General features: G+C 53.4%; 22 protein-coding genes. 13 read left to right on the top strand and 9 right to left on the bottom strand.

The features are described 5' to 3' along the window. Positions 1-38 precede the first annotated feature (38 nt). Both H6F59_RS25140 and H6F59_RS25135 read right to left on the bottom strand, forming a co-directional pair. A complete protein-coding gene (locus tag H6F59_RS25140; protein ID WP_190707561.1) occupies positions 39-3,149 on the bottom strand; it encodes a PAS domain S-box protein in 3,111 nt (1,036 codons plus the stop codon). After that, on the bottom strand, positions 3,146-3,490 hold the full coding sequence (locus tag H6F59_RS25135) for a DNA-binding transcriptional regulator (RefSeq protein WP_190707558.1): 345 nt from the start codon (positions 3,488-3,490) through the stop codon (positions 3,146-3,148). The genes H6F59_RS25140 and H6F59_RS25135 overlap by 4 nt, the downstream gene beginning before the upstream one ends. Positions 3,491-3,691: 201 nt before the next feature. On the opposite strand from H6F59_RS25135, the gene H6F59_RS25130 reads away from it, so the two are divergent. From H6F59_RS25130 to H6F59_RS25090, 9 genes are all read left to right on the top strand, one after another. Then, positions 3,692-4,852, top strand: a complete 1,161-nt coding sequence (locus H6F59_RS25130) for a sensor histidine kinase KdpD (RefSeq protein ID WP_242021687.1) — start codon at positions 3,692-3,694, stop codon at positions 4,850-4,852. Positions 4,853-5,421: 569 nt separating this feature from the next. Continuing rightward, positions 5,422-5,589 (top strand): DUF2165 family protein, encoded by a 168-nt coding sequence (locus H6F59_RS25125; protein ID WP_199325975.1) that lies wholly within the window; start codon positions 5,422-5,424, stop codon positions 5,587-5,589. A 247-nt stretch (positions 5,590-5,836) separates the two neighbouring features. After that, positions 5,837-7,240 carry a WD40 repeat domain-containing protein gene (locus tag H6F59_RS25120; RefSeq protein WP_190707555.1) on the top strand — a complete coding sequence of 468 codons (1,404 nt, stop codon included), beginning with the start codon at positions 5,837-5,839 and terminating at the stop codon, positions 7,238-7,240. A gap of 653 nt (positions 7,241-7,893) precedes the next feature. After that, complete coding sequence (locus H6F59_RS25115; protein WP_199325974.1) at positions 7,894-9,597, top strand: ankyrin repeat domain-containing protein; 1,704 nt, start codon at positions 7,894-7,896, stop codon at positions 9,595-9,597. A 62-nt stretch (positions 9,598-9,659) separates the two neighbouring features. Beyond that, a complete protein-coding gene (locus tag H6F59_RS25110) occupies positions 9,660-10,292 on the top strand; it encodes a GNAT family N-acetyltransferase (protein WP_190707552.1) in 633 nt (210 codons plus the stop codon). 328 nt (positions 10,293-10,620) lie between these two features. Beyond that, on the top strand, positions 10,621-11,445 hold the full coding sequence (locus tag H6F59_RS25105; RefSeq protein WP_190707549.1) for an AIM24 family protein: 825 nt from the start codon (positions 10,621-10,623) through the stop codon (positions 11,443-11,445). Positions 11,446-11,817: 372 nt separating this feature from the next. Further along, on the top strand, positions 11,818-12,669 hold the full coding sequence (locus H6F59_RS25100; protein ID WP_190707545.1) for a M48 family metalloprotease: 852 nt from the start codon (positions 11,818-11,820) through the stop codon (positions 12,667-12,669). Positions 12,670-12,686: 17 nt separating this feature from the next. Continuing rightward, positions 12,687-13,229, top strand: coding sequence for a DUF456 domain-containing protein (locus tag H6F59_RS25095; protein WP_190707541.1), 543 nt, complete (start codon positions 12,687-12,689; stop codon positions 13,227-13,229). Positions 13,230-13,979: 750 nt separating this feature from the next. Next, positions 13,980-14,528: a hypothetical protein gene (locus H6F59_RS25090; RefSeq protein WP_190707537.1), complete on the top strand. Its 549-nt coding sequence runs from the start codon at positions 13,980-13,982 to the stop codon at positions 14,526-14,528. A 149-nt stretch (positions 14,529-14,677) separates the two neighbouring features. Here the strand turns inward: H6F59_RS25090 and H6F59_RS25085 are convergent, their stop codons facing one another. Beyond that, positions 14,678-15,439, bottom strand: a complete 762-nt coding sequence (locus H6F59_RS25085) for a dienelactone hydrolase family protein (protein WP_190707646.1) — start codon at positions 15,437-15,439, stop codon at positions 14,678-14,680. 675 nt (positions 15,440-16,114) lie between these two features. On the opposite strand from H6F59_RS25085, the gene H6F59_RS25080 reads away from it, so the two are divergent. Then, positions 16,115-16,807 (top strand): tetratricopeptide repeat protein, encoded by a 693-nt coding sequence (locus H6F59_RS25080; RefSeq protein ID WP_190707534.1) that lies wholly within the window; start codon positions 16,115-16,117, stop codon positions 16,805-16,807. Between the two features lie 125 nt (positions 16,808-16,932). Here the strand turns inward: H6F59_RS25080 and H6F59_RS25075 are convergent, their stop codons facing one another. From H6F59_RS25075 to H6F59_RS25065, 3 genes are all read right to left on the bottom strand, one after another. Continuing rightward, positions 16,933-17,184: a hypothetical protein gene (locus H6F59_RS25075; protein ID WP_190707529.1), complete on the bottom strand. Its 252-nt coding sequence runs from the start codon at positions 17,182-17,184 to the stop codon at positions 16,933-16,935. 106 nt (positions 17,185-17,290) lie between these two features. Beyond that, entirely contained in the window at positions 17,291-17,560 is a 270-nt protein-coding gene (locus H6F59_RS25070) for a hypothetical protein (protein ID WP_190707526.1), read from the bottom strand. 22 nt (positions 17,561-17,582) lie between these two features. Beyond that, entirely contained in the window at positions 17,583-17,972 is a 390-nt protein-coding gene (locus H6F59_RS25065) for a single-stranded DNA-binding protein (protein ID WP_190707487.1), read from the bottom strand. Positions 17,973-18,107: 135 nt separating this feature from the next. Between H6F59_RS25065 and H6F59_RS25060 the strand changes: the two genes are divergently transcribed. The 3 genes from H6F59_RS25060 to H6F59_RS25050 all read left to right on the top strand — a co-directional run bounded on the left by H6F59_RS25060 (position 18,108) and on the right by H6F59_RS25050 (position 20,783). Continuing rightward, the gene (locus H6F59_RS25060) at positions 18,108-18,287 is read left to right on the top strand and encodes a hypothetical protein (RefSeq protein ID WP_190707523.1); all 180 of its coding nucleotides are present in this window, start codon (positions 18,108-18,110) and stop codon (positions 18,285-18,287) included. Between the two features lie 159 nt (positions 18,288-18,446). Continuing rightward, on the top strand, positions 18,447-18,779 hold the full coding sequence (locus H6F59_RS25055; protein WP_190707520.1) for a hypothetical protein: 333 nt from the start codon (positions 18,447-18,449) through the stop codon (positions 18,777-18,779). Between the two features lie 510 nt (positions 18,780-19,289). Beyond that, positions 19,290-20,783, top strand: coding sequence for an iron uptake porin (locus tag H6F59_RS25050; protein ID WP_190707516.1), 1,494 nt, complete (start codon positions 19,290-19,292; stop codon positions 20,781-20,783). Between the two features lie 510 nt (positions 20,784-21,293). On the opposite strand, the gene H6F59_RS25045 is transcribed toward H6F59_RS25050, so the two are convergent. From H6F59_RS25045 to H6F59_RS25035, 3 genes are all read right to left on the bottom strand, one after another. After that, entirely contained in the window at positions 21,294-21,563 is a 270-nt protein-coding gene (locus H6F59_RS25045; RefSeq protein ID WP_190707513.1) for a hypothetical protein, read from the bottom strand. A gap of 98 nt (positions 21,564-21,661) precedes the next feature. Next, positions 21,662-21,904: a hypothetical protein gene (locus H6F59_RS25040; RefSeq protein WP_190707509.1), complete on the bottom strand. Its 243-nt coding sequence runs from the start codon at positions 21,902-21,904 to the stop codon at positions 21,662-21,664. Positions 21,905-22,244: 340 nt separating this feature from the next. Further along, positions 22,245-23,225 (bottom strand): ATP-binding protein (locus tag H6F59_RS25035; RefSeq protein ID WP_190707505.1); only part of this gene is annotated, 981 nt, incomplete at its 5' end.

The raw sequence follows: 23,225 nt of genomic DNA, 5'->3' as shown, positions 1-23,225 counted from the left end.
GAGCTGGTGAAACGTCTCCGCGTGACAAGGCACAATTTTTAGACTCGGCTTAGCTTGAGCAGGGTTGTGATCTCGCTGACAAATCGTTCTGGTTCCAACGGTTTTGTCAAATGTGTTTGAAAGCCTGCTTGAAGCGCTTTTTCTTGGTCAATTTCCGCAGCATAGGCGGTGAGCGCGATCGCTGGCACCGCACCTCCTTGGGCGGGTGGACGCGAGCGAATCTGCTGCATTAGCCCATAGCCATCCATCTCTTCCATGCCAATATCACTGACAATTACATCGGGCATAAAATGCTCCAAGGCTTGCAGCGCTTCTACACCTGAGGCAACGGCTGTCACGGCTGCTCCATGTTGCTTCAGCAGAAAAGATTGAAACTCACGGGTATCAGTGTCGTCATCAACGAGCAAGATTTGAACGTTGTCTAGGAGTGTTTCTGAGTTGAGTTGAGGCTGGATTGACTCAGAGAGGAGCGGCGTGGCCTGCAGCAGGGCCGGTAGCTGCACGATGAAGGTTGCACCTTGCTGCTCACCGTCGCTCTCTACCGCCACTGTGCCGCCGTGGAGTTCCACAATTTGCTGCACGATCGCGAGTCCCAATCCCAGACCGCCAAATTTGCGCGTCGTTGAGCCGTCTTCTTGCCGAAAATACTCAAACACATGGGGCAGAAATTGCGGACTGATTCCCTTGCCTGTATCGATGACTCGAATTTGGGCTACCGCATGGCCCAAGCTGCCTTCAGCAACAACTTGCCTCGATTGAACCGTCACCTGGCCGCCATGGTCTGTGAACTTGACCGCATTGGTGAGCAGGTTCCAAACCATTTGTTGCAGTCGGGCAGCATCGCCAAAAACCGGAGCCACGTCTAAGTCGAGGTCAAGCGTGATCTGAATATCTTTCGCGTCTGCCGCTAAACTCACAGTTTCAACAGCAGCGTGAATGATAGAGGCCAAACTGACCGAAGTCGCGGTTAAGCTCAGCTTTCCTTGCATGATGCGGGAAATGTCGAGCAAGTCCTCAATCAGTTGCGCCTGCAGTTTGGCGTTACGCTCAATTGTGGCTAAGGCATCCATTTGACGGTCAGGATTGAGTTTGCCGCTGCGCAGCAGTTGTGTCCAGCCCAAAATCGGGTTCAGGGGCGATCGCAACTCATGGGACAGCACGGCGAGAAATTCATCTTTGATACGGTTGGCTCGTTCTGCTTCTTCTCGCGCGGCCTGTTCGCGCTCTAAAACTTGCCTGCGTTCCGCTTCAGTTTGTCGCTGTTCAATCAAGTCGGCAGCTTGACGCGCCAGCAGATCCAGAAAACGGAGTTCTTGCTCAGTTGATCGGTGGTGTTTACGCCAATGCGTCGAAACCATGCCGATTCGTCTACCTGAACGGCTGGTGAGCGGAGTCGATTGGGCAGAAACCAACCCACTCTCGAGAAGCAGACGGAGAGATTCGTCAGGGCCTTCGCTTTCTGGTGCATCAAAATCTACAAAGGCGCGCTTACCCGTTGCTAAAACCCTACCGCAAGATGTGATTGAACTGGCCCTCATGCGCTGGAAACGCTCGGTAACGGTTTGATCGATCCCCTGGGTGGCGAGGAGCACTAGCTCTTGGGTCGATTCATCCAGTGCTTGAATTGAACCGGCATCTGCCCGCGTTAGGATAATTGCAGCAAAGACAATTTCGTCGTAAAGCACCTGAATGTTGTCTTCAGCGATCATTCGTGCGCTCAAGTTGCGCAACAACCGGGTATTTTCCAAATCGGTGGTGATGATGGCTTCAGCTTGTTTGCGATCGCTGATGTCAGTAAACACGATCGCCACTTGGCGCAGTGCTGCCTCGCCAACCCGCGACACCACAACGTCAAACCAGCGATCGAGCGCGTCCGAACGCACTTCAGTGCGGATGGACTCACCGGTATGAATGACTTGGGCGTAAAGGTCATTCCAATACTGTTCTAGTCCCGGTGCCAGTTCGCTTGCCCGTTTGCCTTCTGGGTTGGTAATACCGGACTGTCGCTCAAAGGCTGGATTCGCTTGCAGAATGCAGTGATCCACCGGCTTGCTATCGGCATCGAAGAGCACTTCAATCGTGCAGAAACCTTCGTCGATCGACTCGAACACCAAACGATACTGTTCTTCCGATTGACGCAGAGCGACTTCTGCCTGTTTACGAGCAGTGATGTCTACCGCTGTCGCATAAAGTACTTGTTCGTCTGAGTGAGACTGTGCTCTCCAGAGCAACCAGTGGTAGGAGCCGTCTTTGTGCCGATAGCGGTTTTCAAAGGCAAAGGTTTCAGCGCCAGACAACACATTGACGCTCTCCGCAATAGATGCGGAAACATCATCTGGATGGAGAAAATCAGTCCAGGGGTGAGAGGTCATTTCGGCGGGTGTCCAGCCGAGAACACGCTCAAAAGCTGGGCTGACCCAGTGAAAGTACCCGTGACTGCTCATAATCACTTGCAAATCTGACCCAGCGGCAAGAAAGCGCTCGCGTTTCTGTTCAACTTTTTGCCGCTCAGCTTCAATGCGCTTGGTCTCGGTAATGTTGGTGAACAAAGCGACAAACTGATGACGTTGTGGCTCACCGATGCAAAAGGCATGGACATTAAACCAGCGGTTTAGCGCTCTCTCTTGCGCCTCAAAGCGAACGGATTCCCGGTTGCGCACAACGCTGCCAAGCAGCTCAACCCAGTAGGTATCGCGGTTGGGAGCCAGTTCTCGTGCCGTTTTACCGATCACTTGCTTCAGTCCGGTGAGCCGTTCAAATGCCGCATTGATTTCGAGGAACCGATAGTCAGTTGGTTCACCATTCTCATCAAACAGCAGTTCGCAGATGCAGAAGCCTTCATCAAGCGACTCAAATAGCGTGTGGTATTTTGTCTCCAGTTCGCGCAGCTGAGCTTCTGCATCGGCAGGTTTGGCGGCGGTTGGATTGAAATTGCCAGGCTGCTGCGGCTCAGTTTCTACCTGCATTTTCTTCGACGGCTGGGCTTGAGCGAGTTCGCTCAACAGAATCTGCGCCGCCGTTTTCAGGCTGTCTGGCCAAGTTTCGAGCGCACCCAGTGACGTTTGAGACCAGTCGTGCGAGCGCACCAGCTGCGCCAACTCCCCGTCTCCGGCGAACAACTGTTCAGAGGTTGGTTGTGGTTGTGTCATGCCTGCTCTCTGTGATGCCGTCCTTCAAAGTAGCCGTTACCCGGCTGATTGACGGTCATGTACTTGGCCAAAAGTGCCTGGCGAGCTGCTTGTAAGCGTGGGTCTGAAATCTGTGCCAGTTCGACCAAAACGCTGTTGACTTGCTTCAGCGCTAGAGGCGAGGGCTGCATGTGCCCGTTTTCCCAGCGATTGAGGGTACTGAAGCTGACCCCCAAAACTCCCGCAAATTGTTCTTGGGTATGGCCCGTCAGTTGACGCAAATGCCGAATCAAGTGACCCACCTCCGGCTGACGTTGGGGTAAGCCGGGAAGGGAAAAAGCAGAGACCAGCTTTAATGCCATAACGTGCATGCCCGTAACGCTCGCCCACACTCTATAGCGCCTGCTATGACAACATACTTGTCCAAAAGGTAGAAAACCTTGCTGTAGGTCGATTTAATCACCCCCCTAATCACTCCTAGAGAGGTATTTGGCCAATATATTTTTGACCGCCCCCAGCGGTATCATGCCTCTATTCCTAAGATGTTCTCACCGGAGAAATTCATGCGTCTGGCAGACTTCATTCTCGGGAACGTCGAGCTGATCCTCTCGGAATGGGAAACGTTTGCGCGCAGCCTCTCGCCTGGGGGGAAGATGACCCAGCTCGCCTTGCGCGACGACGCTGAGGCAATGCTGCGGGCCACTGCGCGCGACATGCAGAGCGGCCAGAGCCTCGCGCAGCAGGCAAGTAAGTCTAAAGGCCACGGCGGCTCTGTTGATGAAGAGAGCGATCGGCTCGACAACGCCTCGGCACGGCACGGTGTAGGCCGCGTAGGCTGGGGATTTGACATCCTGGAGGTTGTCTCCGAATACCGTGCCCTGCGCGCCAGCGTGCTCCGCCTGTGGACCGAGCGCTACTCGCAATTTGACATTAACGATGTCAATGACATTACCCGCTTCAACGAGGCAATTGACCAATCGCTCGTCGCTGCCATCAGCAGCTACACCAATCGCGTCGATCAGTCACGCCGCATGTTCCTGGCCATCCTTGGCCACGACCTGCGCAGCCCGCTGAGCTCCATCAGCATGGCCGCCCAACTGATCTCACGCACCTCAGATAAACACCCAGCCTCTCCTAGAGCGCTATCGGTGATCGAGACAAACACAGAGGCCGTCACGCGATTGATCCGTGACTTGATCGACTTCGCCTCAACGGGGCTGGGCAGCGCGATGCCGCTGACGCGCGGTCCGGTCGATCTGGAAATTCTCTGTCGCAACGTCTTCGAGGAATTTTGCGTTGCCCATCCGCAGCGCATGCTGCGCCTTCACTCAGACGGCGACCTTACGTGCGATTGCGATGCGGCTCGATTCCGCCAGGTCATCTCCAACTTGATAGGCAACGCAATTCAGCACGGGGCAGCCGAGGAGCCAGTCGAACTATCGGTCACTTCAGACGGAGCAACCGTGGTCTTGAGCGTGCATAACGAAGGCCCGCCGATCCCGCCAGAGATGCTGTCGACGATCTTCGATCCGCTCATGCGCCACACTGAGCCAGACTCGACAGCGCAACGGATCCCGGGCAGCATCGGCTTGGGGTTGTACATCGTGCGCGAGATCGTTGTCGCTCACGAAGGCACGGTAGAGGTCGCCTCGACGGCTGCGGAGGGCACAACGTTCACCGTCTGCCTGCCGCAGTCATGCCCCGTTGAAGGCGATCGTCAGTAAGCCTAGGAGGGTGCTGCATCGAATGGCGTCAAATTCACGCTTTTCAACCAGCGTCCCTGGTGTTGCACTAACAATTCATAACGTTGGTGGGCCCGGTAGTTGATTGCAGGCGATCTAACGCCTGCAATCAACCTGTTTCCTGAGCTATCAATTCTGATGGGCAAAATGACGCCACTTGGAGGTAACTGAGGTGATATCGATTAAGCCGAGTGCTCAATGGCCTTAACCTGCTGAAAGCTTGTGGGTTGAGTAGTTGCCTGCGCTTGCAGCTAGTCTATCTGTCTCACGCCGCAACTACTCAAATGAAGGGTAATACCTTGAGGCGAATTGAGAAGAGCCGCCGGATGGTCCGCCGCCTGGCTTAACTCCCAGTCGGGAAATTTACCCTACATTCTACGGCTGCCTCGCACCCCGAACCGGGACAGATTGTCTTGGGCCCACACTCTTGCCCGCATCTCCTGAAAGTACTCATTGCTTCAAGCAGTTAAGTCTTGGTTTGTTCCGTCAGAGTGGTCTGCTGCGTCAGACTGACTTCAATCTGACGCAGGGAAATCGATCACAGCCCTCCCTTGGCTCTTCTGTTCTGGTTCATCGGCTTTATAAACATCGTCGGCGAATGGCTTGCCGCGTGGCAGTTCGAAACCTGGAATGGGCAGCAGCCCGCCTTTCGTTTCATTGGCTGCGACGGTGTTGTGCTGCTATTTCTTAACATCCCTGAGTTTGATACGCACAGCTAGGTTGCCAAAAGGGCGGACTGTCCATTCAACCGGCACACCCAAAACCGGCAGAAAAGTTGCAGAAACAGCAATGGAGCGAGTGGAAGAAAGCGAAAAGTGCCCCACAGCGGCATGATTTGAAGATGTTCTAGTTGCCTAGTGTACTATTTTAGTCAGCATAAAAGCCACTTAACAAGCTGGTCCATTATGAGTATCCCAAAGACAGGAGTATATAAGGATTAGGACATTCACTCAAGGGCATTCCCCTATGCTACTGGTCCTATTAAGTACACCTACTGCTTTATTAATTGGAGCCTTTTTCGGATTTTGGATCGGCAATTCTGCCAAAATCAGAACTAGGTCTAGACAGGTGCTTATTTGGTCAGTTGTTGGAGCCTGTTTAGGATCTCGACTTTTATCTTTTATAGTCCTTGGCGTTCTCCTAAAAGGTGTCATTTCGACATTCGGATACTTTTCCTGGTCGTTGTATCTCTTGATAGTGGCATGGGTAGGAAGTGCCATTTACGGTGCTATTTGGGGTGCTCGGTTCAGTGTTTCCCTTTGGGAGGGAAATACATCTGGCTTGAGAAAGCTTGCGACATTTTTAATTGGGTCAATGCTCGTAGCCGTTCTCGTAGTTCAGGCAGCGCATCTCTTTCATAACTATGCTTCACCGGCAGATAAAGCTCAGCTTAACAGCCTGTTTCAAGTCAAGAAAGCGCGTTTGGCAAATACCTTTGCTGCAGGTTTTGGCCAGTCTAGGGGCGACCACTACTTATCACTGAGTCCTGACGAAAAAACGCTAGCTAGTGTCAACGGAGGGAGCTTGAACGTGTGGGATGTCGAATCAGGCCAGCTGGTGCAACCTCAATTTGAAGCCAACTCCTATGTCTTCTCTTTGGCGCTCAGCCCTAATGCGCAAGCTCTGGCGACGGGCGGCCTGGATGACACTGTCTCCGTTCTAAACATAGCAACTGGTGGCCGGAAATACCTCGTTCCCGCTAGCAGTGCCAACCAAACCGGAGCGGTCCGCTCTATCGCATTCAGCCCTGATGGTCAGAGAATAGCCAGCAGTAATCAAGACGGCTTTGTGCACCTTTGGGACTTTAACAGCGGCAGATTAGTGAAAACTTTGCTCGAACCCAACAATACTGGTGCTCAGTACTCTGTTATTTTTAGTCCAGATAACCAAACCGTCTTGGGTGTCGGCCCCAACCTCATTAAAGTTTGGCGACAAAGCGATGGCACCCCCCTGCGCACCCTAGCTACCCGAGCAGGTTCCAACGCCCTATTACCAAATGTTACCCTTAGCAGCAACTCCCAAACTCTGATGATTGCGCGCGCTGGCGACTGCCTCAGTTCCAGCACTGGCGAAGGCAGCCGACTCGAGTTTTGGAACCTAAAAACAGGTCTGCAACAGCAATCTATCGACGCGGGTTGCTCCTCCATTGTTTCTGCTGGCATTAGCCACAATTGGCAAGTCGCTGTCGCCAAAACCCACAGCAACACTATTCAAGCATGGAACGTGAGTACGGGTAAGTTAATCGACACCTTTAGCGACGGCGAAGCTTACGGTGTTCCGGCTGTTGCTATCAGCGCGGATGGCCGCACTGTCTTTAGCGCCGGCAACCACGACGGCAGCGTTAAACTTTGGCAGTTACCTGAGGATTAACGCAGAGTTTAGTTGTGCTCATCCTGCCGAGCAAACAGCTCTAGCGAGGCTTATCACCATTAGGACGGGGTTCTCACCCATTTCTCACAGCCTGTTTCCTGAAAAGTCGACTTTGAATGGGCAGAATGGCACGGCTGGGAGGTAGCTGAGGTGATTAATCAAGCAGAGTGCTCAATAGCCTTAACCTGCTGAAGGCTTGTGGGTTGAGTAGTTGTCTGCGCGCGCAGCTAGCCGATCTGGCTTACCCCACACCTGTACTCACGAAAGAGCTGCCAAGAGAGGCTGTGATGCTGCTTTGTGGCACGGGGCAACTATCCTGGGCCACAAAGCAGCTTGATCGAGGTTCCTCCAAGGTGTCGGGGTCTTAGCTTTCCTTCCATTAGACCGAAATAGTTCCGGGTTGATGTGAAGGTAAAGATAATTGGTACGATCGCGGCTGGATTTGAAGGGCTGGCTATACTGAATTTTTTCTGCCCAATCACCCTTATGAGGCAATTAGGCAGACGATTTTCCATCTAATTCCCCCTGGAGGCGGATTAGGCTGACAATTTCCACCTAATCACCCCTGTAGGGATACTAGACAAGAATTTTCTCTCTAATAATGAGTTAGGCGTATTTTCTAATTATTCTCAAACTAAAACCTAGTTAAAATTATGCGGATTCATGATTACGTAAAACGGGGGGATTTCACAGGAGTAGCGCAGCAGATCGCTAGCGGCGTTGATGTTAATACTGTAGAAATATATTCTTTGCAGACCCCATTAATGTGTGCAGTAGCTAGTGCAGATGCAGACATCCATATGGTTCTATTTCTTGTAGATAGCGGTGCTGATGTCAACGCAGTTGGGGGGGAATCTCAAGATACAGTGCTTAGCTTAGCACTGTATGCAGGAAACCTAGATAAGATTCGGTTCCTTCTAGATGTTGGCTCAAACATTCACTACCAAAGACCAGGTGGCTATGATGCGCTGATTGATGCTATGCATGGTCGAGACATCTCAAACGATGAGAACTTAATACCAGTTTTGAATTTGTTAATTGAGAGAGGTGCCAAAGTCAGTGGTGTCAGCAGTTATGGAGAGTCTGCACTTGGAGGTGCCTCAGGAGCAGGGAGATTTGATGCTGTCGAGGTTTTACTAGCAGCAGGTGCGGATCCTACTCGACTAGAATGGACTGAGTTAATGTATGAAATTGCCCTAGGAAGTTTAGATGGAGTAAAGGCGTTAATTGCTCAAGGTGCTGATCTTTGCGCGCGTGACTATTGGGACAGAACACCTTGGCTCTTAAGCCTTCAAGTAGGCGACTTGAAGAAAGCAAAGTTTCTCCTTCTGTCAGGAGCAGATCGAAGCGATCGGGGACTTTGTGGGAAGGCACCACTGATGTACCCTATCACACATAATAGAGCCAACATCCTAGAATGGTTGATTGAAGAAGGATTTGATATTGAAGCTACGGATGACTTTGGTACTACCCCTCTCATGGTGGCAGCAGAATGCAATGCTACTGACTGTGTAGATATCCTTCTCAAGAATGGTGCAAATCCATCTCGTGTAAACAACAAAGGTGAAGCAGCAATTAAGTTGGCTAGTAATCTTCACATTGTAAGGATGCTTGTTCAAGCTGGTGAAGATCTTAGCGATATTGGTTATGAGGCTCGTCAGCTTCTTCTAGAAATTCATCATGGTTTGCCACAAGTATCCTATGAACAATATTTAACGGGAAAATATCGACGATTTGGCAAGTCTAATCCAGAACTAATGAAAGTCGATTTTTGGGAGGCAATGGTTCGTTGTGGCACGACTGCCTATGCAGCACGAGTTGCCTTTGATGACACCGAAAACTTGAGTCAACCGGTGTGGTGTCATCAACGATTTGGCGGAACAATTACAGAGTTGCAAGATGGGAGAATTGTAGAAATAGCTGGCGAGCATGAAGACTCTTATGATTCTGACTTCTGTATATATAACGATGTTGTAGTTCATCAGGGTAACGGCATCTTTAAAATTTTTGGTTATCCTAAGGATATCTTCCCTCCAACTGACTTCCATACCGCGACATTAGTTGAAAACTATATATACATTATTGGAAACTTAGGTTATCAAGGTGAAAGAATCTATAACGAAACACCAGTTTATCGACTTCGCTGTGACACATTTAAGGTAGAAAAAATTGAGACAACTGGAGATAAGCCTGGATGGATAAGTCGTCATAAAGCTTGCTACAAAGAACCCAACAAAATACATATCGCGGGTGGCAAGATTGCTATCTTGATAAGCGACGATGAGGAATATATTGAAAACTTATTAGATTACACTTTAGACTTAACGAACTTGAGATGGAGTCGCACAGCTGCCTAACCAACGCTTGCACCGGACGGTTTTGTAGTCCGCTTGGTTGCATTCTAGACGTCCTGCCGTCGATGAAGCTAGCCGTTAGCCAGCAGTCCTTGAGTAAAGCATCAGCTAAACAACAACAGTGGAGCAAAGGTGTATTGTTTCCAGTGAATTTTCTTCCCCAATCAACTGAGCGACTGGTTCTACGTCGGTTTGCAGATCTCGATCTAGATAATTTTTTTTCCTACCGCCAAGATTATCAAGTCGCTCGATTTCAAAGTTGGTCGATGTTACCTTATAGTGAAGCGCAATCCTTCATCAAGGAAATGCAAAAAGCAGTGATGGGAATACCAGGTGAATGGTTTCAAATCGCGATCGCCCACAAGCAATCCAACTTGCTCCTGGGTGACATTGGAATACAGATTTATACTGAGAATCCGGCAATCGTAGAAATTGGTTTTACTTTGGCTCGTGAAGAACAAGGTAAAGGATATGCACAAGAAGCCGTTCAAGCTCTGGTTTGTTCAATATTTGAACTTGGATACATCAGCCAGATCGTCGGTATAACTGATATGCGAAATGAACCGTCTATTAATTTGCTTAGACGCTTGGGAATGAATTTAGTGCGGTCGGATGAGGCGGAGTTCAAGGGAGAATTGTGTATTGAGCAAACATTCGAGTTAAGAAGAGAAGATTGGTTACTGCACAAAGCAGGCTAACCCTACGTTGGAGCGGATGAAATCAAACTCTTTGTACGGAATTCAAGATTACTTACCACCGCTAAAATTGGTCGTTAGCCTGTTTGCGTTTCGGGTTTTGATAGCCCTTGCAGAATTCTTGAGGAGTATTCAAGATTTGGCTATTGAAAAATAGCCTGTGTGGTAAGTGCGATCGTCGATCTTATAGTGCGATCGCAACCTTGTAGGGTGCGTCATGACGCACCTTTGATTATGAGGTTTAGCCACAACCAAAATGACTGACAAACAAAAATAACAACCCTATTCTGAATATGTGAGCAACAAACCTATCGCATTGCTAAGGTAACCAATGAGCACTCCTGAATCGAATCTTCCTTTCCAAGTCACGCAAACCGTCTCGCGCGGTGGCACGACCATCGAGCTTTTAGAATACAAGCCACTGGCAGGCAGCGAAAACTTTGCCATTGCTGAGCAGCTTTACACGCTCAATCGGGCGGGAGTACATCTGCGACAGTTGCGTATCCGCCTCGACAACGATGCCGTTCGCACTGAACCTGGAGCGCTGCAATTCCTCAAAGGTCGGATCAGCATGGAAAGTTCGACGGGCGCAGGCAGTGGCGTTGGTAGCTTTATGAAAGGCGCAATCGCCGCTGCCCGTACAGGAGAAACCATCTTCAAGCCGCTCTACCGAGGCACAGGCGAAATTTATCTGGAGCCAACCTTTGGGCACTACTGGCTGATGCAGCTTAACAACCAAACGCTGTACGCCGATCAAGGTTTGTTTTGCTGCTGCGAAGATGCAATAAAAGTCGAGGCACACAAAGTCGAGAGCTTCTCGGCACGAGTGGCAGGCGGAGAAGGTCGCTATCAAACCAAAGTCAGCGGTGCAGGCATTGTCGTCTTTCGCATTCCCGTTCCTCAATCTGAAATTCTTTCCCTGTCGCTCAATAACGAAACGCTTCAGGTAGACGGTTCATTTGCCCTGCTGCGTACTGAAGGCGTACGATTCAGCGTCGAGCGAGCTTCTAATTCGTTTTTAGGAGCCATTACCAGCGGGGAAGGGGTGCTGCAAACATTTCAAGGAACTGGCAAAGTGTGGGTTGCTCCCACTCAGCCAGTGTACGATCGCATGAGCTTTCCAGCCGCCGCTTCAACGATGCTAGCCACTCGATAAACATAAGTGCGATCGCAATCTTGGGCGTTGCTGAATTGAAATATGATTCCTCGATCGCAATGCTTTCTAAGAGGGCGAACAACCGTTCGCCCCTACGCCCCTTCATCTTCATGTTCAGCAATGCCGCATAATTAATGCGCTGAATTACCTGCCGATTGGTGGCAAAGCGATCGCTCGGCAGATGTTGGGTGCTTGCTAACCGAGCGATATTGTGTCTGGGCTCTTGACTAGCCCAATGCCGCTAACCATCATTATTTGAGCTTGACTGAGCAAAAGCTGTCGGCCCTAGTGAACTGCGGGTATCAGCCTAGCGCCAGAGGACAAAAAGGTTAATTGCCGGTAGCGTCAGCAGGGTTGAGAGGGGCAATTGTTGTGCTTAAGTTGGTGGTTCGTCTGGCTATAGGGGTGCTGTTTGCCCTCTTTGGGCTGTTCAATTACGTCACAACTGTGTCAGAAAATCCAATCACCGGAGAACGCCAGCGCGTCGCGTTAACCCCTCAAGAAGAGGTTGTTTTAGGCCAGCAGGGCAGCCAGGAAGTGGTGCAATCGTTCGGCGGACTGCACGCAGATCCGGTCTTGCAGAGCTATGTGGATCAGGTGGGCCAACAGGTGGTGAGCCGTTCTGCTGCGGCCCAATCGCCCTACCCTTTTGAGTTTTACCTGTTGAACGACCCCGAGACCGTCAATGCCCTAGCTTTGCCAGGAGGACAAATTTTTGTCACCACCGGCCTGCTCCGCCAGCTAACCGCAGAATCTCAGTTAGCAGGGGTTTTGGGCCATGAGATTGGCCACGTCATTGCCCGCCATGGCTCAGAGCACCTGGCCCGGCGGCAGCTAGGGGTGGCTCTAGTCAATGCGGTTGGGGTAGCGGCCAGCGATGATCCCACCAGCGGTCGCCAGGCAGCGATGATTGCTCAAGCCGTGAATCAGCTCGTCAATCTGAACTATGGGCGTCAGGATGAGTTAGAAAGCGATCGCTTGGGCTTTGATTTCATGACGGCCGCCGAGTACAACCCCGAGGGCCTGGTGGAGTTGATGGAGATTTTAGATCAGGCGAGTGAAGGGGGGCGACCGCCAGAGTTTCTCAGCAGCCACCCCAATCCGGGCAACCGGGTTGAACGTTTAGAGGCGCTCATTCAAGAAACCTATCCCCAGGGAGTGCCCCCAGCGTTAGAGGAGAGTCAACAGAACTTTTCTCAAACCGTGCTGCCCCGTCTCCGCTAACTCCGTGAGGTCAAAACATGGACTACGTACAGCTGTATTGGATTCTTGTGGGAGTTATGGCCCTGGGGGCTGTGGGTGAACTGATTCCTGGCATGCCAGGATCGAGCCTGATTCTGTTGGCAATTTTGATTTGGTCAGTCATCACCCAGTTTGCAGGGATTGGCTGGCCCATCTTGATTGTGTTTGCCATGCTGATTGCCAGTGCCGCTATTGAGTTCTTGGCAGCCTACTGGGGCGCTAAGCAGTTTGGGGCTAGCAAGTGGGGCCAGCTCGGGGCATTGATTGGCCTGGTGGTCGGCATTGTGGGACTGCTGCCTGCCTTGCCGCTAGGCGGCCCCATCTTAGGAATCCTGATTGGTCCCTTTATCGGAGCCTTTTTGGGAGAATATCTGACCCGCAAAGAGCTCGATGGAGAGTCTAAAGCTAAAGTTGCCCTGAAAGCCAGCCTCGGCACGGTAGTCGGCTCTCTGCTAGGCAACTTAATTGACGGAATCCTAGCAATTGTGGCCGTTGTTGTCTTTGTTCTGAGTACCTGGCCCCTGGTAGCAAGGCTGCCATAGTGCCTTCTAGTGAATGTTCGCGGTCTTCAGCCACTGGCGTTGCTGATTCCAGGCATGATTACCCCTCAACTCTTCTCCCGTTGGAAGAAGGGTTGAGGACGTCTTGTGCCATCTCCTCCTGGGGGAGGGCTAGGGTGTAGCTTGCTTCCCGCAGGGTGGGACAATTTTGACGAGTCATACACTCATCCAGCAACGCCCAAATATGTTCGTCCGAAATAGACAAATGTGCTGAAATCACACGACCCGTACTAGCGAGTGAAGGAGGAATAGTTGTCTGCGCTGCAATTAGCCAATCTGGCTTACCCCACGCTTGTACTCCGAAAGAGCTGCTAAGAAAGGCTGTGATGCTGCTTTGCGGCGCGGGACAACTAGTCTAAACCACTTTTTGCCCTGTCCTTGCTATCGTATCCGCATGCTGAGCACCATAAGCCCAGCACGGCGATCACTATCCGGTAATGAGTTGTCCCAATTGTGGAGGCGGTGGACGCCAGAGCGGCGACCGCTACAGAGGGAAATTGCCTTAAGGTCGAGGATGTGGACGCGATCGACCGGCCTCAAGACAGAAGGCGGTAAGCGCATCGTGGCACAAAATGCTATTAAGCATGACCAGCGATTGCGAGCGGCTACTGAGCGCCAGCAGCAGTTTAACGCTGCGCTGAGAGAGCTTAGAGGGTTGCTCGATGGTCAAAGTTTCCAGGCGGTCGCAAAGGCGGTCGCAGTCATGCAGCAATCATCATTTAGAGATAGGTCATGGAAGCAGCAGAAATCTACGATCAGGCACTTCAACTTTGGGGTGCAGAGGCAGTGGTGGCGATCGCCCTTTGCGAGGCAGCTGAACTAACAGTTGCGATTATTCAGCACGACTTGCAGGGGCGCGACGACCTCTCCGTCAAGGAGAAGGTCGTTGATGTTTCAATTATGTCGGAGCAACTCGGTCTAATCTGCAGCCCAGCCACTGCTCTACTCTTGCCAGAAGGCGCGACACCCACGCTTTTGCTGACTAAGGCCATGAGCATCTTCGCTCAGCCTAGCTCCCTCAATTCGGCGAGCATCCAAGAGGCTCTTCGCAGCCTCCGGGGTGCGTGCGATATCTTATGGCCCGGCCGCGAATCCACTGAAGAATTTCAGCAGATGAAAGAAGATAAACTGGGCCGCCTTTATCAAAAAGTTTGCGCTGAAACCAACCGGCAGGCACTGGGAATTGCCGAGCAGTCAACCACCTCTAAGAATCATTCAGGTGTAGCTTCCGTTGAGGCAGGTGGAGGCAGCGTAGTGGCGCGTTTGGTCGCAGCGGTATAAAGGCGGCGCCATTGCGGCGTAAGGCTTTCCTGGGTTTGTTGTGGCGCGTTTGTACCCCTCATCCCAGCCCTCACGGATAACAGCAGTGTTGATGGGGCAACCTATCAGCGATGCCAGCGAAGGGTAGCAGGCCGCACCGGCCCAACATACTAGCCCAAAGTCTGGAAGGTTTCGCCCAATAAATCGAGCACCGCTTGCCATGCGCGCGTCGCATGCTTCGGGTGATAGCCGACGCCGGGCACAGTGGCCTCGGTGTGAGTGATCCCCGCAGCGGGCGATCCATCCGGGTTTGTCGGCCGAGCCCAGAAAGCGTGCTTGGCTCCGCCGTAGATATTCGCGCGCCAGTCGACCCCGGCATCTTGGAGCGCGCGGCCAAACGTCAGGATTTGTTCAGGGGTGCAAAGGGGGTCTTCGGAGCCGGTGCATAGAAGGAAGGTGCTGGTCAAATCGGTCCAGTCCTCGGCATTGGCGTCTGGCAAGCCGGGATGAACGACCGCAATGGCCTTGAACGGCACGCCGATTCTAGCCAGTTCGAGCACGATCCGGCCACCAGCACCATAGCCGAGAGCGGCGATGCGGTCAGGGTCAACACCGGGCATCGCGAGAAGAATATCAAGCGCCACGCGACCGATGGCCTGCATCCGCTCAACATCGGCCATCAACGGCATGACTCGGGCCAGCATCGCGTCCGGCCTGCCGAAGTATAACTGGCCACCGTGGTAATCCATCGCCAACGCCATATAGCCATGCACGGCCAGATCGTCAGCGCGATGCCGTTGATAGTCGTCAAGGCCGATACCATCATGTCCTATAAGAACCGCCGGCCAAGGCCCCTCACCATCCGGCTGCGCTAGATGGGCGACCATGCTTAGGCCATCTACGTCATAGGTAACTTCACGCGTTGCAATCATCATCTTCCCACATGCTATTGAGCGTTCCACTTAGCGCTGTCCATGTGACAAACCTTGAGGTGCCCCCTTATATCCCAGTGGAAGATTATTAAATTATCTTGCCATGGCCGACCCCACTGGCACCACCGCGATCGCTACGTGGCAAAGGTCGTCGGAGTGCAACGGAAAGAAAATTGCGCTCTAACCAAGACTAGACCCCCGCTTGTGACAGCCCGGACATAAGTAGGCCAGTAGTGCATGATGGCGGGTGTACTAATCAGCCCATGTGCTGAGTGTGTTTAGTCCAATAGTCCAGCACTGGACTAAATCTAGAAATGCATTCCCTGTTCAGCAATGGTTTTTGGGCTTTGAGTACTTGCGGTCTCCGCAACCATCCAACGAGAGAATAAGGGTTTCAGTCGTTTTGTCTAGTCCTCCGTTGGGCATATGACAGTAAAGGTTAACAAGCCTTAATCTGTCCGACATACCCCCGCGAGGCCATTGGCCAATCGGGGCAACCTAGGGCCAATTTGTAGCACTCCTAAGAACTTCCCACTGGCTGCACAGGCCGGTGGGACTTATTTTGGGCCGCCGTTTCGCCTCAAAACTCATGAACTCTCCATAAACCGCGCCATGAGTGGAGGCGGTGTCCATTGTGATCGAGCACCTTAGGGAAACGTTTAGGAATCCGCCCCCATGATCCGCCACATCGCTCTCGCCGCATGCCTGCTAACAGCGGGCTGCGGTAGCTTAACCAGCACCGTACCAGAGTCGCCAGCAGAAGTGGTTGAGGCGGTTGAGGCTCCGGTAGAGCAGACGGACTACCTAGCTCTTGGCAAGCAGCAGGGCTACGAGGCGGCAGTGGCCGCACAAAATGCTACTGACAACCAGTGGTACGAGGTTTCTCAAAAGTGGGATTTGGCTGTGCGTACCCTTGGCCAAGTGCCCGCTGACAACCCAAACTACGCCACAGCCCAGGCCAAGATTACCGAGTACAACGCCAACCGAGACGTAGCAGCAGCTCGACATTGGGCTTACCAGGCCGAAGCTCCCCCCGCAGAAACACCTCAAACGATCAACCCAGAGCCATCACCACAGTCTGAAGAGATGACGGCAGAGGACTACTATCAGCAAGGGGTAGACCGCTACGTGTCGGAGCAAGATTCTCAGGGAGCTGTCGAGAGCTTTACCAAAGCAATAGAACTAGACCCTAACCATACATTAGCTTATTACAACCGGGGGGTTGCAAAGTTGCGATTGGACGATCCGGAAGGAGCAAAAGCCGACCTGACAAAGGCTCGAGAGATATATGCCTCCAGAGGTGATGAGAACGGGGTCTATCAGGCAGAGGATCGGCTGCAGCAGATCAAAGAGAAACATGGAATCTAGTCATTCGGTATTGCATCTGGGGTTTGTTACCCCTGCGGTCGCTGGCAGTGCGAATTGTGGCCATGCTCTCTACTTCCGATAGGTAGCTGGTGATAGGGGCCAGCGAGGGCCAGCCCCAAGGCGGTCTATGCTGCGATCGGCCAGGTATCTACCACCTCATGGCCGGGGCAGTGCTCGGCTACATGGGCAGCGATCGCGGCCTGCTCACCCCAGCCGTAGTGGCCACCACTGGGCACCTCGACGTTGATACCGTCAACCACGGTTTGGCCCTCAACAGTGTGGACGGTGACGACGCGATACCAGCGGGTGCGGGCGCGACGGCCAGAGCCACGGTTAGCAGTGGGGCGGGTTGGATTTTGAACGGTTGCAAGTACCATGTAATTACCTATCACTTTGGGTAATCCCCTGCCATGACCTTGAAACATTGGCAGAGGTTTTTACGTTGGTGCCCTCTCTTAACGCCGTGGGCTGTCAGTGCGGCCCCTATGACAGGGCCGAAACCATTTCCTCCTTCCGCAGGTGCTTGCCCTTGCCGTGGGCATTCCGCCAGGCGATATCCTGCTTCTGGCATTCCCAGCGCAGCTCCTGGCTGGTCATCTCGGCGATCGGCTTAGCGGCCACCTCGACCTCGACCCGTGCGATCGCAACCGGTGCAGCGACAGCTGCGGCCACCGTGGGCACAGGGCGGGCGGTCAATGCCTTAGCCTCGGCCAGCAGCTCCTCCAGCGTGGGCAGGTCGTCCTCGACAGGCACCGGAGCGATCGCACCCTCGGAGTTACCTCTTCTGGTTACTGCGATCGAGGGCCTTCACCACGTAGTCAGGCAGCGGCTCTGCTGTGAGGGCAGGGCCATCAGCAAAGGTAATCAACCTCAGATAAGCGGCTTCTCCATCCTCACCCTTCCCCGCGCTGCGGCTGAACCAAATCGCAGCCCCAAACTTGGGGTTACTGCCACTGCGACGGGTGTAATGGTGCCCCATCCACCAGATGACGGTGGGCCCGTGGTCGTCGTGAGCTACCTCGATCGCCCCAATCGCAGCTACCCAGCCATTCTTATAGGCATCGAGCGGGCGCTTCCAGTTAGGCGGGTTGGCTGCGGCGATCGCCATGGTAGCGACTTCAATCTGCTTCAGTGCGCGGGCCAGGTCGGCGGTGTTGTCTTGCATTGCGGTATTTTTCTGGGTGCGGTGGTACCACGGCCAAAGCCACGCTCAGCAGTGTGTGGTGACGGTAGTAGCTAACTCCATGCTGCCACCTGATCTAGGCTGACCGGAGGTGCAGAAATCCGCCAAAAATCGAACTTGCAGCCCCGTGAAACGATGTATGGGGAGGCAAAAAAGCGTCGCCAGCTGATGGCCACCGATGAGGGGTGGGATGGCTTCAAAGCCCTGGCCACGAGCATGGATCTGTCTGCCTCGGAGCTGGTCGAGCGGCTGGGGCGTGGCACCATTCCTCTAGAGCCCCCTGCCTCCAAGCGATAGAAGCCTATGCCGACTACTGCGAGGCAAACAACTACATTTTTCAGATGCCTTCAAAGGTGAGTTCGGAAGAGAAGCGGGGCTTCATCTAGCTGCGCAACGTTAACGGCCTGCTAGCACGGTATTCAGTGAAACAGGGCAAGATTCTAGGGGGCAATAGCGATGTCTGATCAAAGTGAAACCTTTATGACCCACTTGGTAGATCTGTCGGGTGATGTCATCTCAGCTCTAGATGACATCCCGCGCGATCGCCCTTGCTATGTGCGGCTGCATTCTGCTCCAGATGATGAGCAATCAGCTGATAGGGTTGTAGAGCTGCTTTGGCAGTGGACCTATCATCAGGGGCGAAAGGGAACTGAGAACTTGATTTTTCAGTTCGACAGTACGCGTTTGAATGTTCTTTGGGATATGCGAGTTAATGCCATGCTTGGTGAGCTCTTTACCGGCGCAGCAATAGAGGCATTGGAGGATTTCTTTGGCAGTGACCTTACCTAAGCCACATGGCCGATCGCATTGCTGCCCTGCGATCGCACCCCACCGACCGGGGCACTATAAGTCCACAGCGGACGCGTGCCATATCTAAATGCGACAAACCCCCACTGACACCGCTGGTCTGTGGGGGTTTTGTTTTGGCATTTTCGTAGGCACTACCCCACCGTTTATCCCTTAGCTTTTCTCTGTCTTCATGTGGTCGTGTCGGGATGACACGACTAGGCCATCTAGTTCTCTCATTAACGCTTCAGCAGTACTCATGTCCCCGTCATTTGAGGCGTGGATGTAGGCGTCTAGCAAAATTCGAAATTCGTTGATTACCATTTGCCACCCTTCTTGATGCTGCGTCAGGTTGATTTCTCCATCTACGGGATAACGTTCGTAGTTATTGAGGAGCCACGACCGAACGGCGGATTTACCATGAGTGCTAACGCTCTGCCGACTAACCCATCTGGCCGATCGCACCTATGCCTCTGCTACTGCCCCACCAACTGTTTTGCGTAAGTCCTATAAATGACTCAGTTATTTTGGCAATCTTTGCTGGCTGTGCTCGCTGCCCTAGGTACAGCTGTGGCCGTCTTTGGCCCTGCGATCGCAGCTGAAGCCGCTATCCTCGTGGTCGGCGACTTCGACCAAGACTCTGTTCAACTGGCTCAAATCACCAGCGTTTCAGAACTGACCGACGTGCTGCCCTCCGACTGGGCCTTCCAGGCGCTGCAAAGCTTGGTTGACGGCTACGGTTGTCTTCAGGGTTACCCCGACCGCACCTTTCGGGGTCAGCGCAGCATGACCCGCTTTGAGTTCACTGCTGCTCTCAACTCCTGCTTGGACGTGATCACCGCCCTGATGACCCAGGTGAGCATCGAAGCTGACGACTTGTCCATCATCCGTCGCCTGCAAGAAGAGTTCTTCCCAGATGATCTGGCTATCCTGCGCGGCCGCATCGACGCCCTGGAAGCTGAAACCGCTACCCTCCGCGCTCAGCAGTTCTCGACCATCACTAAACTGGTTGGTCAGGCTGACATGCACCTGGTAACTCCGATCGATACCGTCACCGGTGAGGCGAGCACCAGCATTTCTGCCCGTGCCCGCTTGAATTTTGACTCCAGCTTTACCGGCAACGACCGTTTGCGCATTCGCCTGCTATCTGGCAAGGGCAATGCCATCAATGGCCTAGGTGGTCTTGCTAATGCCAGCGGCAGTGACGCCGGCAACCCTGACAATACCGATTACAACGTCGCTCTTGATGACTTCTATTACCAGTTCCCCGTTGGCAGTCGCCTTACCGTAACTGCTTCCGCTCGTGGTCTCCAAGGCGATGACTGGGTAACCAGCACCATCGTGCCCTTCGACGGTCCTTCCGTTGCTGATGCTGGCGGTCCTCAGTTCTATGACGCTGGTGGTAGCTCCACCAACGGCGCTGGTGTTGGTCTGAGCTTTGCTCTCACTGACAACATCGTGCTAGATGCAGGTTACACCGCTGGCGGCCGAACTGATGAGGGTCCTGGTGCTTTCGACCCTAGTGTTGGTATCTTTGCTGCTGCTAGCCAGAGCTACATTGCTCAGCTCAGCTTCCTGAGCGATGGCTTCCTGGATGCTGGTATTGCCTATATCCACAGCGACGGGTCTCAGAACTTCGGTGGTCCGCTGCTGCCTGGTGCTACTGACACCTATGCTGGTCTGTTGAACCTTGACTTCGGTGGGTTCTTCGTTGCTGGTCATGGTGCTTACACTACCTACAACGGCGGCAACGATTTTAGCTGGACTGCTGGCCTTGGCCTCAATGACTTCCTGGCTGAGGGTGCTCAACTGGGCGTCTACGGTGGCCAGTTGCCCCAGCTGTTTGGGACTACTAACAACCCCTTTATTGTTGAAGGCTACTACCGAATTCCCTTTAATCAGTTCTTGACCATCACCCCTGCGCTGATCTACGGCGATGCCAAGTTGAGCACCCGAACCGATAACACCGGTTTCTGGGGTGCTCTGCGCGCCACCTTCACGTTCTAAAGCAGCTTGTGGCTCTGGAGAATGGACTACTGATTGGGCGATGTATGCCGGGAATAACACCGGTCTAGGCTTTGACCTGCTTTGGCTGGTGGAGATTGCTGCTTTGGTGTGGCTGTACCTGAGACAGCGGGCGTAGGCAACAAAAAGCCCTAGCGCGATCGCCAGGGGCAGATGTCAAATTCCATTTACGCCAAATAGCTTACCCCTGCTATCGCTCTCACCGCCCAGGGCACCATAGGCCGACAGCGGGCGCGTGCCATATCTAGATGCAATAAACCCTCACAGACAACGCTGGCTGTGGGGGTTTTGGGCACCATAGCCTGGTCGAGTGGATGTTGCTATGTACTCTGCTGATTGGGCGATGTATGCCGGGACCAACACGCTAGGAGCAGACATGCTCTGGTTAGGTGGCCTTGCCGTGCTGCTGTGGCTGAATTTTAGGCAGCAGGCCTAGACAGCAAAAAGCCCCCGGCGGTTAGGCCAGGGGCAGAGGTGAAATTCTTTAGCAGTCTACTGCTTGTCGCTGGTTTTCTTGAGTGCTTCGGTGGCTTGTCCAACGGCGAGCGCAGTCGGTAAATCGCTGATCTCAACCATGACGGCAGCGCCATTTAGGAGCGGCGCTATTTTCAGTAGAGCGGCAGCGGCGTGATGGCTGTCGCAGATCATCAACGGACGGCCTCGCACGGCATCCCAAGCCGTAGTACAAATTTGGGTTTCCGTTATATGGCCCTGTAGTTCAGGGCTAAGGCTTCTAAACCAGTAGAAAAGTCCATCGTGCATGACTCTAGAGAAGTCCAAGTAGTGGTCAACTAATTAATACAACCGTCTAGGGCCGTTACTTATCAGTGACATTACGGTACGGCGGCAAAGCGCTCGCGCTACAGCAGACTCAATTGCTGCACCCTGGCCTGGCCGATTTCCTCCGTCACCAGCGGGCGAAGTTCTGCCAGATAGCCCTTCCAATCAGCCCCGGTATCAGCATCGACGTGCCCATATTTATAGCCAACCTTGCTCACCATTCCAGTGCGGCCGTCGGGCAACACAACGCGATCGCCGTAGTCAAAGTTATGGGGGTTGAGCTGGTGCAATTCGAGTGGAGTGTAAGGGCATTGCCAAGCCATATTTCTTACTCCTAAATAGCAGTCGGCGGTAGAGGGTGGTGCTGTCTTGCGGCTGTCTTGTAGCTGTCTCCTGACTATCTCGCGAGACAACCCACGAGACAATCACGAGACGGTGAGACAACCACAAGACAAGGGTTTTGGCGGGTTCGTCTCGCAGCGTAGACAGCCGCGAGACATCACAAGACAGCGTATCTGGGCGGTGTCTCGGGAAGGCGCTCGATGAACCCTTCCATGGCCATCAGCTCTAACTTTTGCTCTAGAGCTTTGGTGTCAATACCATCCTTCAATGCCCGGTGCTTTTGCCTGATTTGGGATGCCCGTAGCGGCTCAGCCGCCTTGATTAAAACCTCCCGAATAATGGCGACTTCATCATCTGAACTACAGCCGAGTAGGCCGACTCTAGGCCCTGATTGTTAGCCGGTTGCTCTAGCTCTAGGGTGGGCACCTCCACAGCGATCGGGGCGTTTTTTTGGCCAGGGTAATAGACGTTTGCCTTACCCGATGGCATGGCCTTTCCCCCAAGGCCAACGATTGCAGATAGTTCGATTTCGAGTAAGGTTTGGTCCCGCTGTTCTGCTACCCCTGCTTTGCCCCCCAGAGAAGTTAGGGTGCGACCGTGGGCAACGTAGACGGCAAACATATTTACCTTTCGCAGGTCAGACATAGAGCTGCCAAAAAACTGGCCAGCGTGGGGGCAGTGCTGAGCCCAGTTGGTAAATTCCTCAGTCAACAAGGTATGGGGTTTGGGGTTGAAATTAGGCTTGGTGCTCAAGACCTGGTAGCGGCTTTTCACCAGGTCAGCAAACGCAACGAGTCGATCGTCGCAGGCGTGATAGTCCATGCCAGCGCCATAGAGCGGCAACCCCTCCCAAGCCCCGTAGGCGGCATGGGGGTCTAGGATTTCGCAATGGTGGCCAGCGGCGATCCGCTGCTGAATGAGCCAATGGGCAAGGGTGCTTTTGCCGCTACCTTGGGGGCCGTAGATGAGGATCGTTGGGTAGGCGAGGCAATCTTGCAGGATGCCGGTTGCCGTGGGGGCGATCGCTACCTCATCCTCATCCCACTGCCGGCCATCGGCTGGCGCAGCTGCGACTGGGACGGCATTGAGGCGGGTGTTAGCCCCAATCGGTGCCGGTAGCGACGCGGCATCCTCTGGCGCGGCTGGGGGTAGTTGTGCTGGGGCAGCCGGCGCATTCTTGCCCAGCAGCCCCAGCGACTTAGCCAGCTTTTCAGCCTCGTCTGAGAGGCGCAGCTCCCGAGCGATCGCCTGGGCCAGTTCTGCCTGCACTCGGTCGGTGCCGACATCGGCTTGGTATTTGCG

The organism is Nodosilinea sp. FACHB-141, from assembly GCF_014696135.1.
In the GTDB taxonomy this organism is placed as follows: Bacteria; Cyanobacteriota; Cyanobacteriia; order Phormidesmidales; family Phormidesmidaceae; genus Nodosilinea.
Note: the sequence above shows the minus strand (reverse complement) of the source record. Positions and strands in the feature narration are given on the sequence as shown.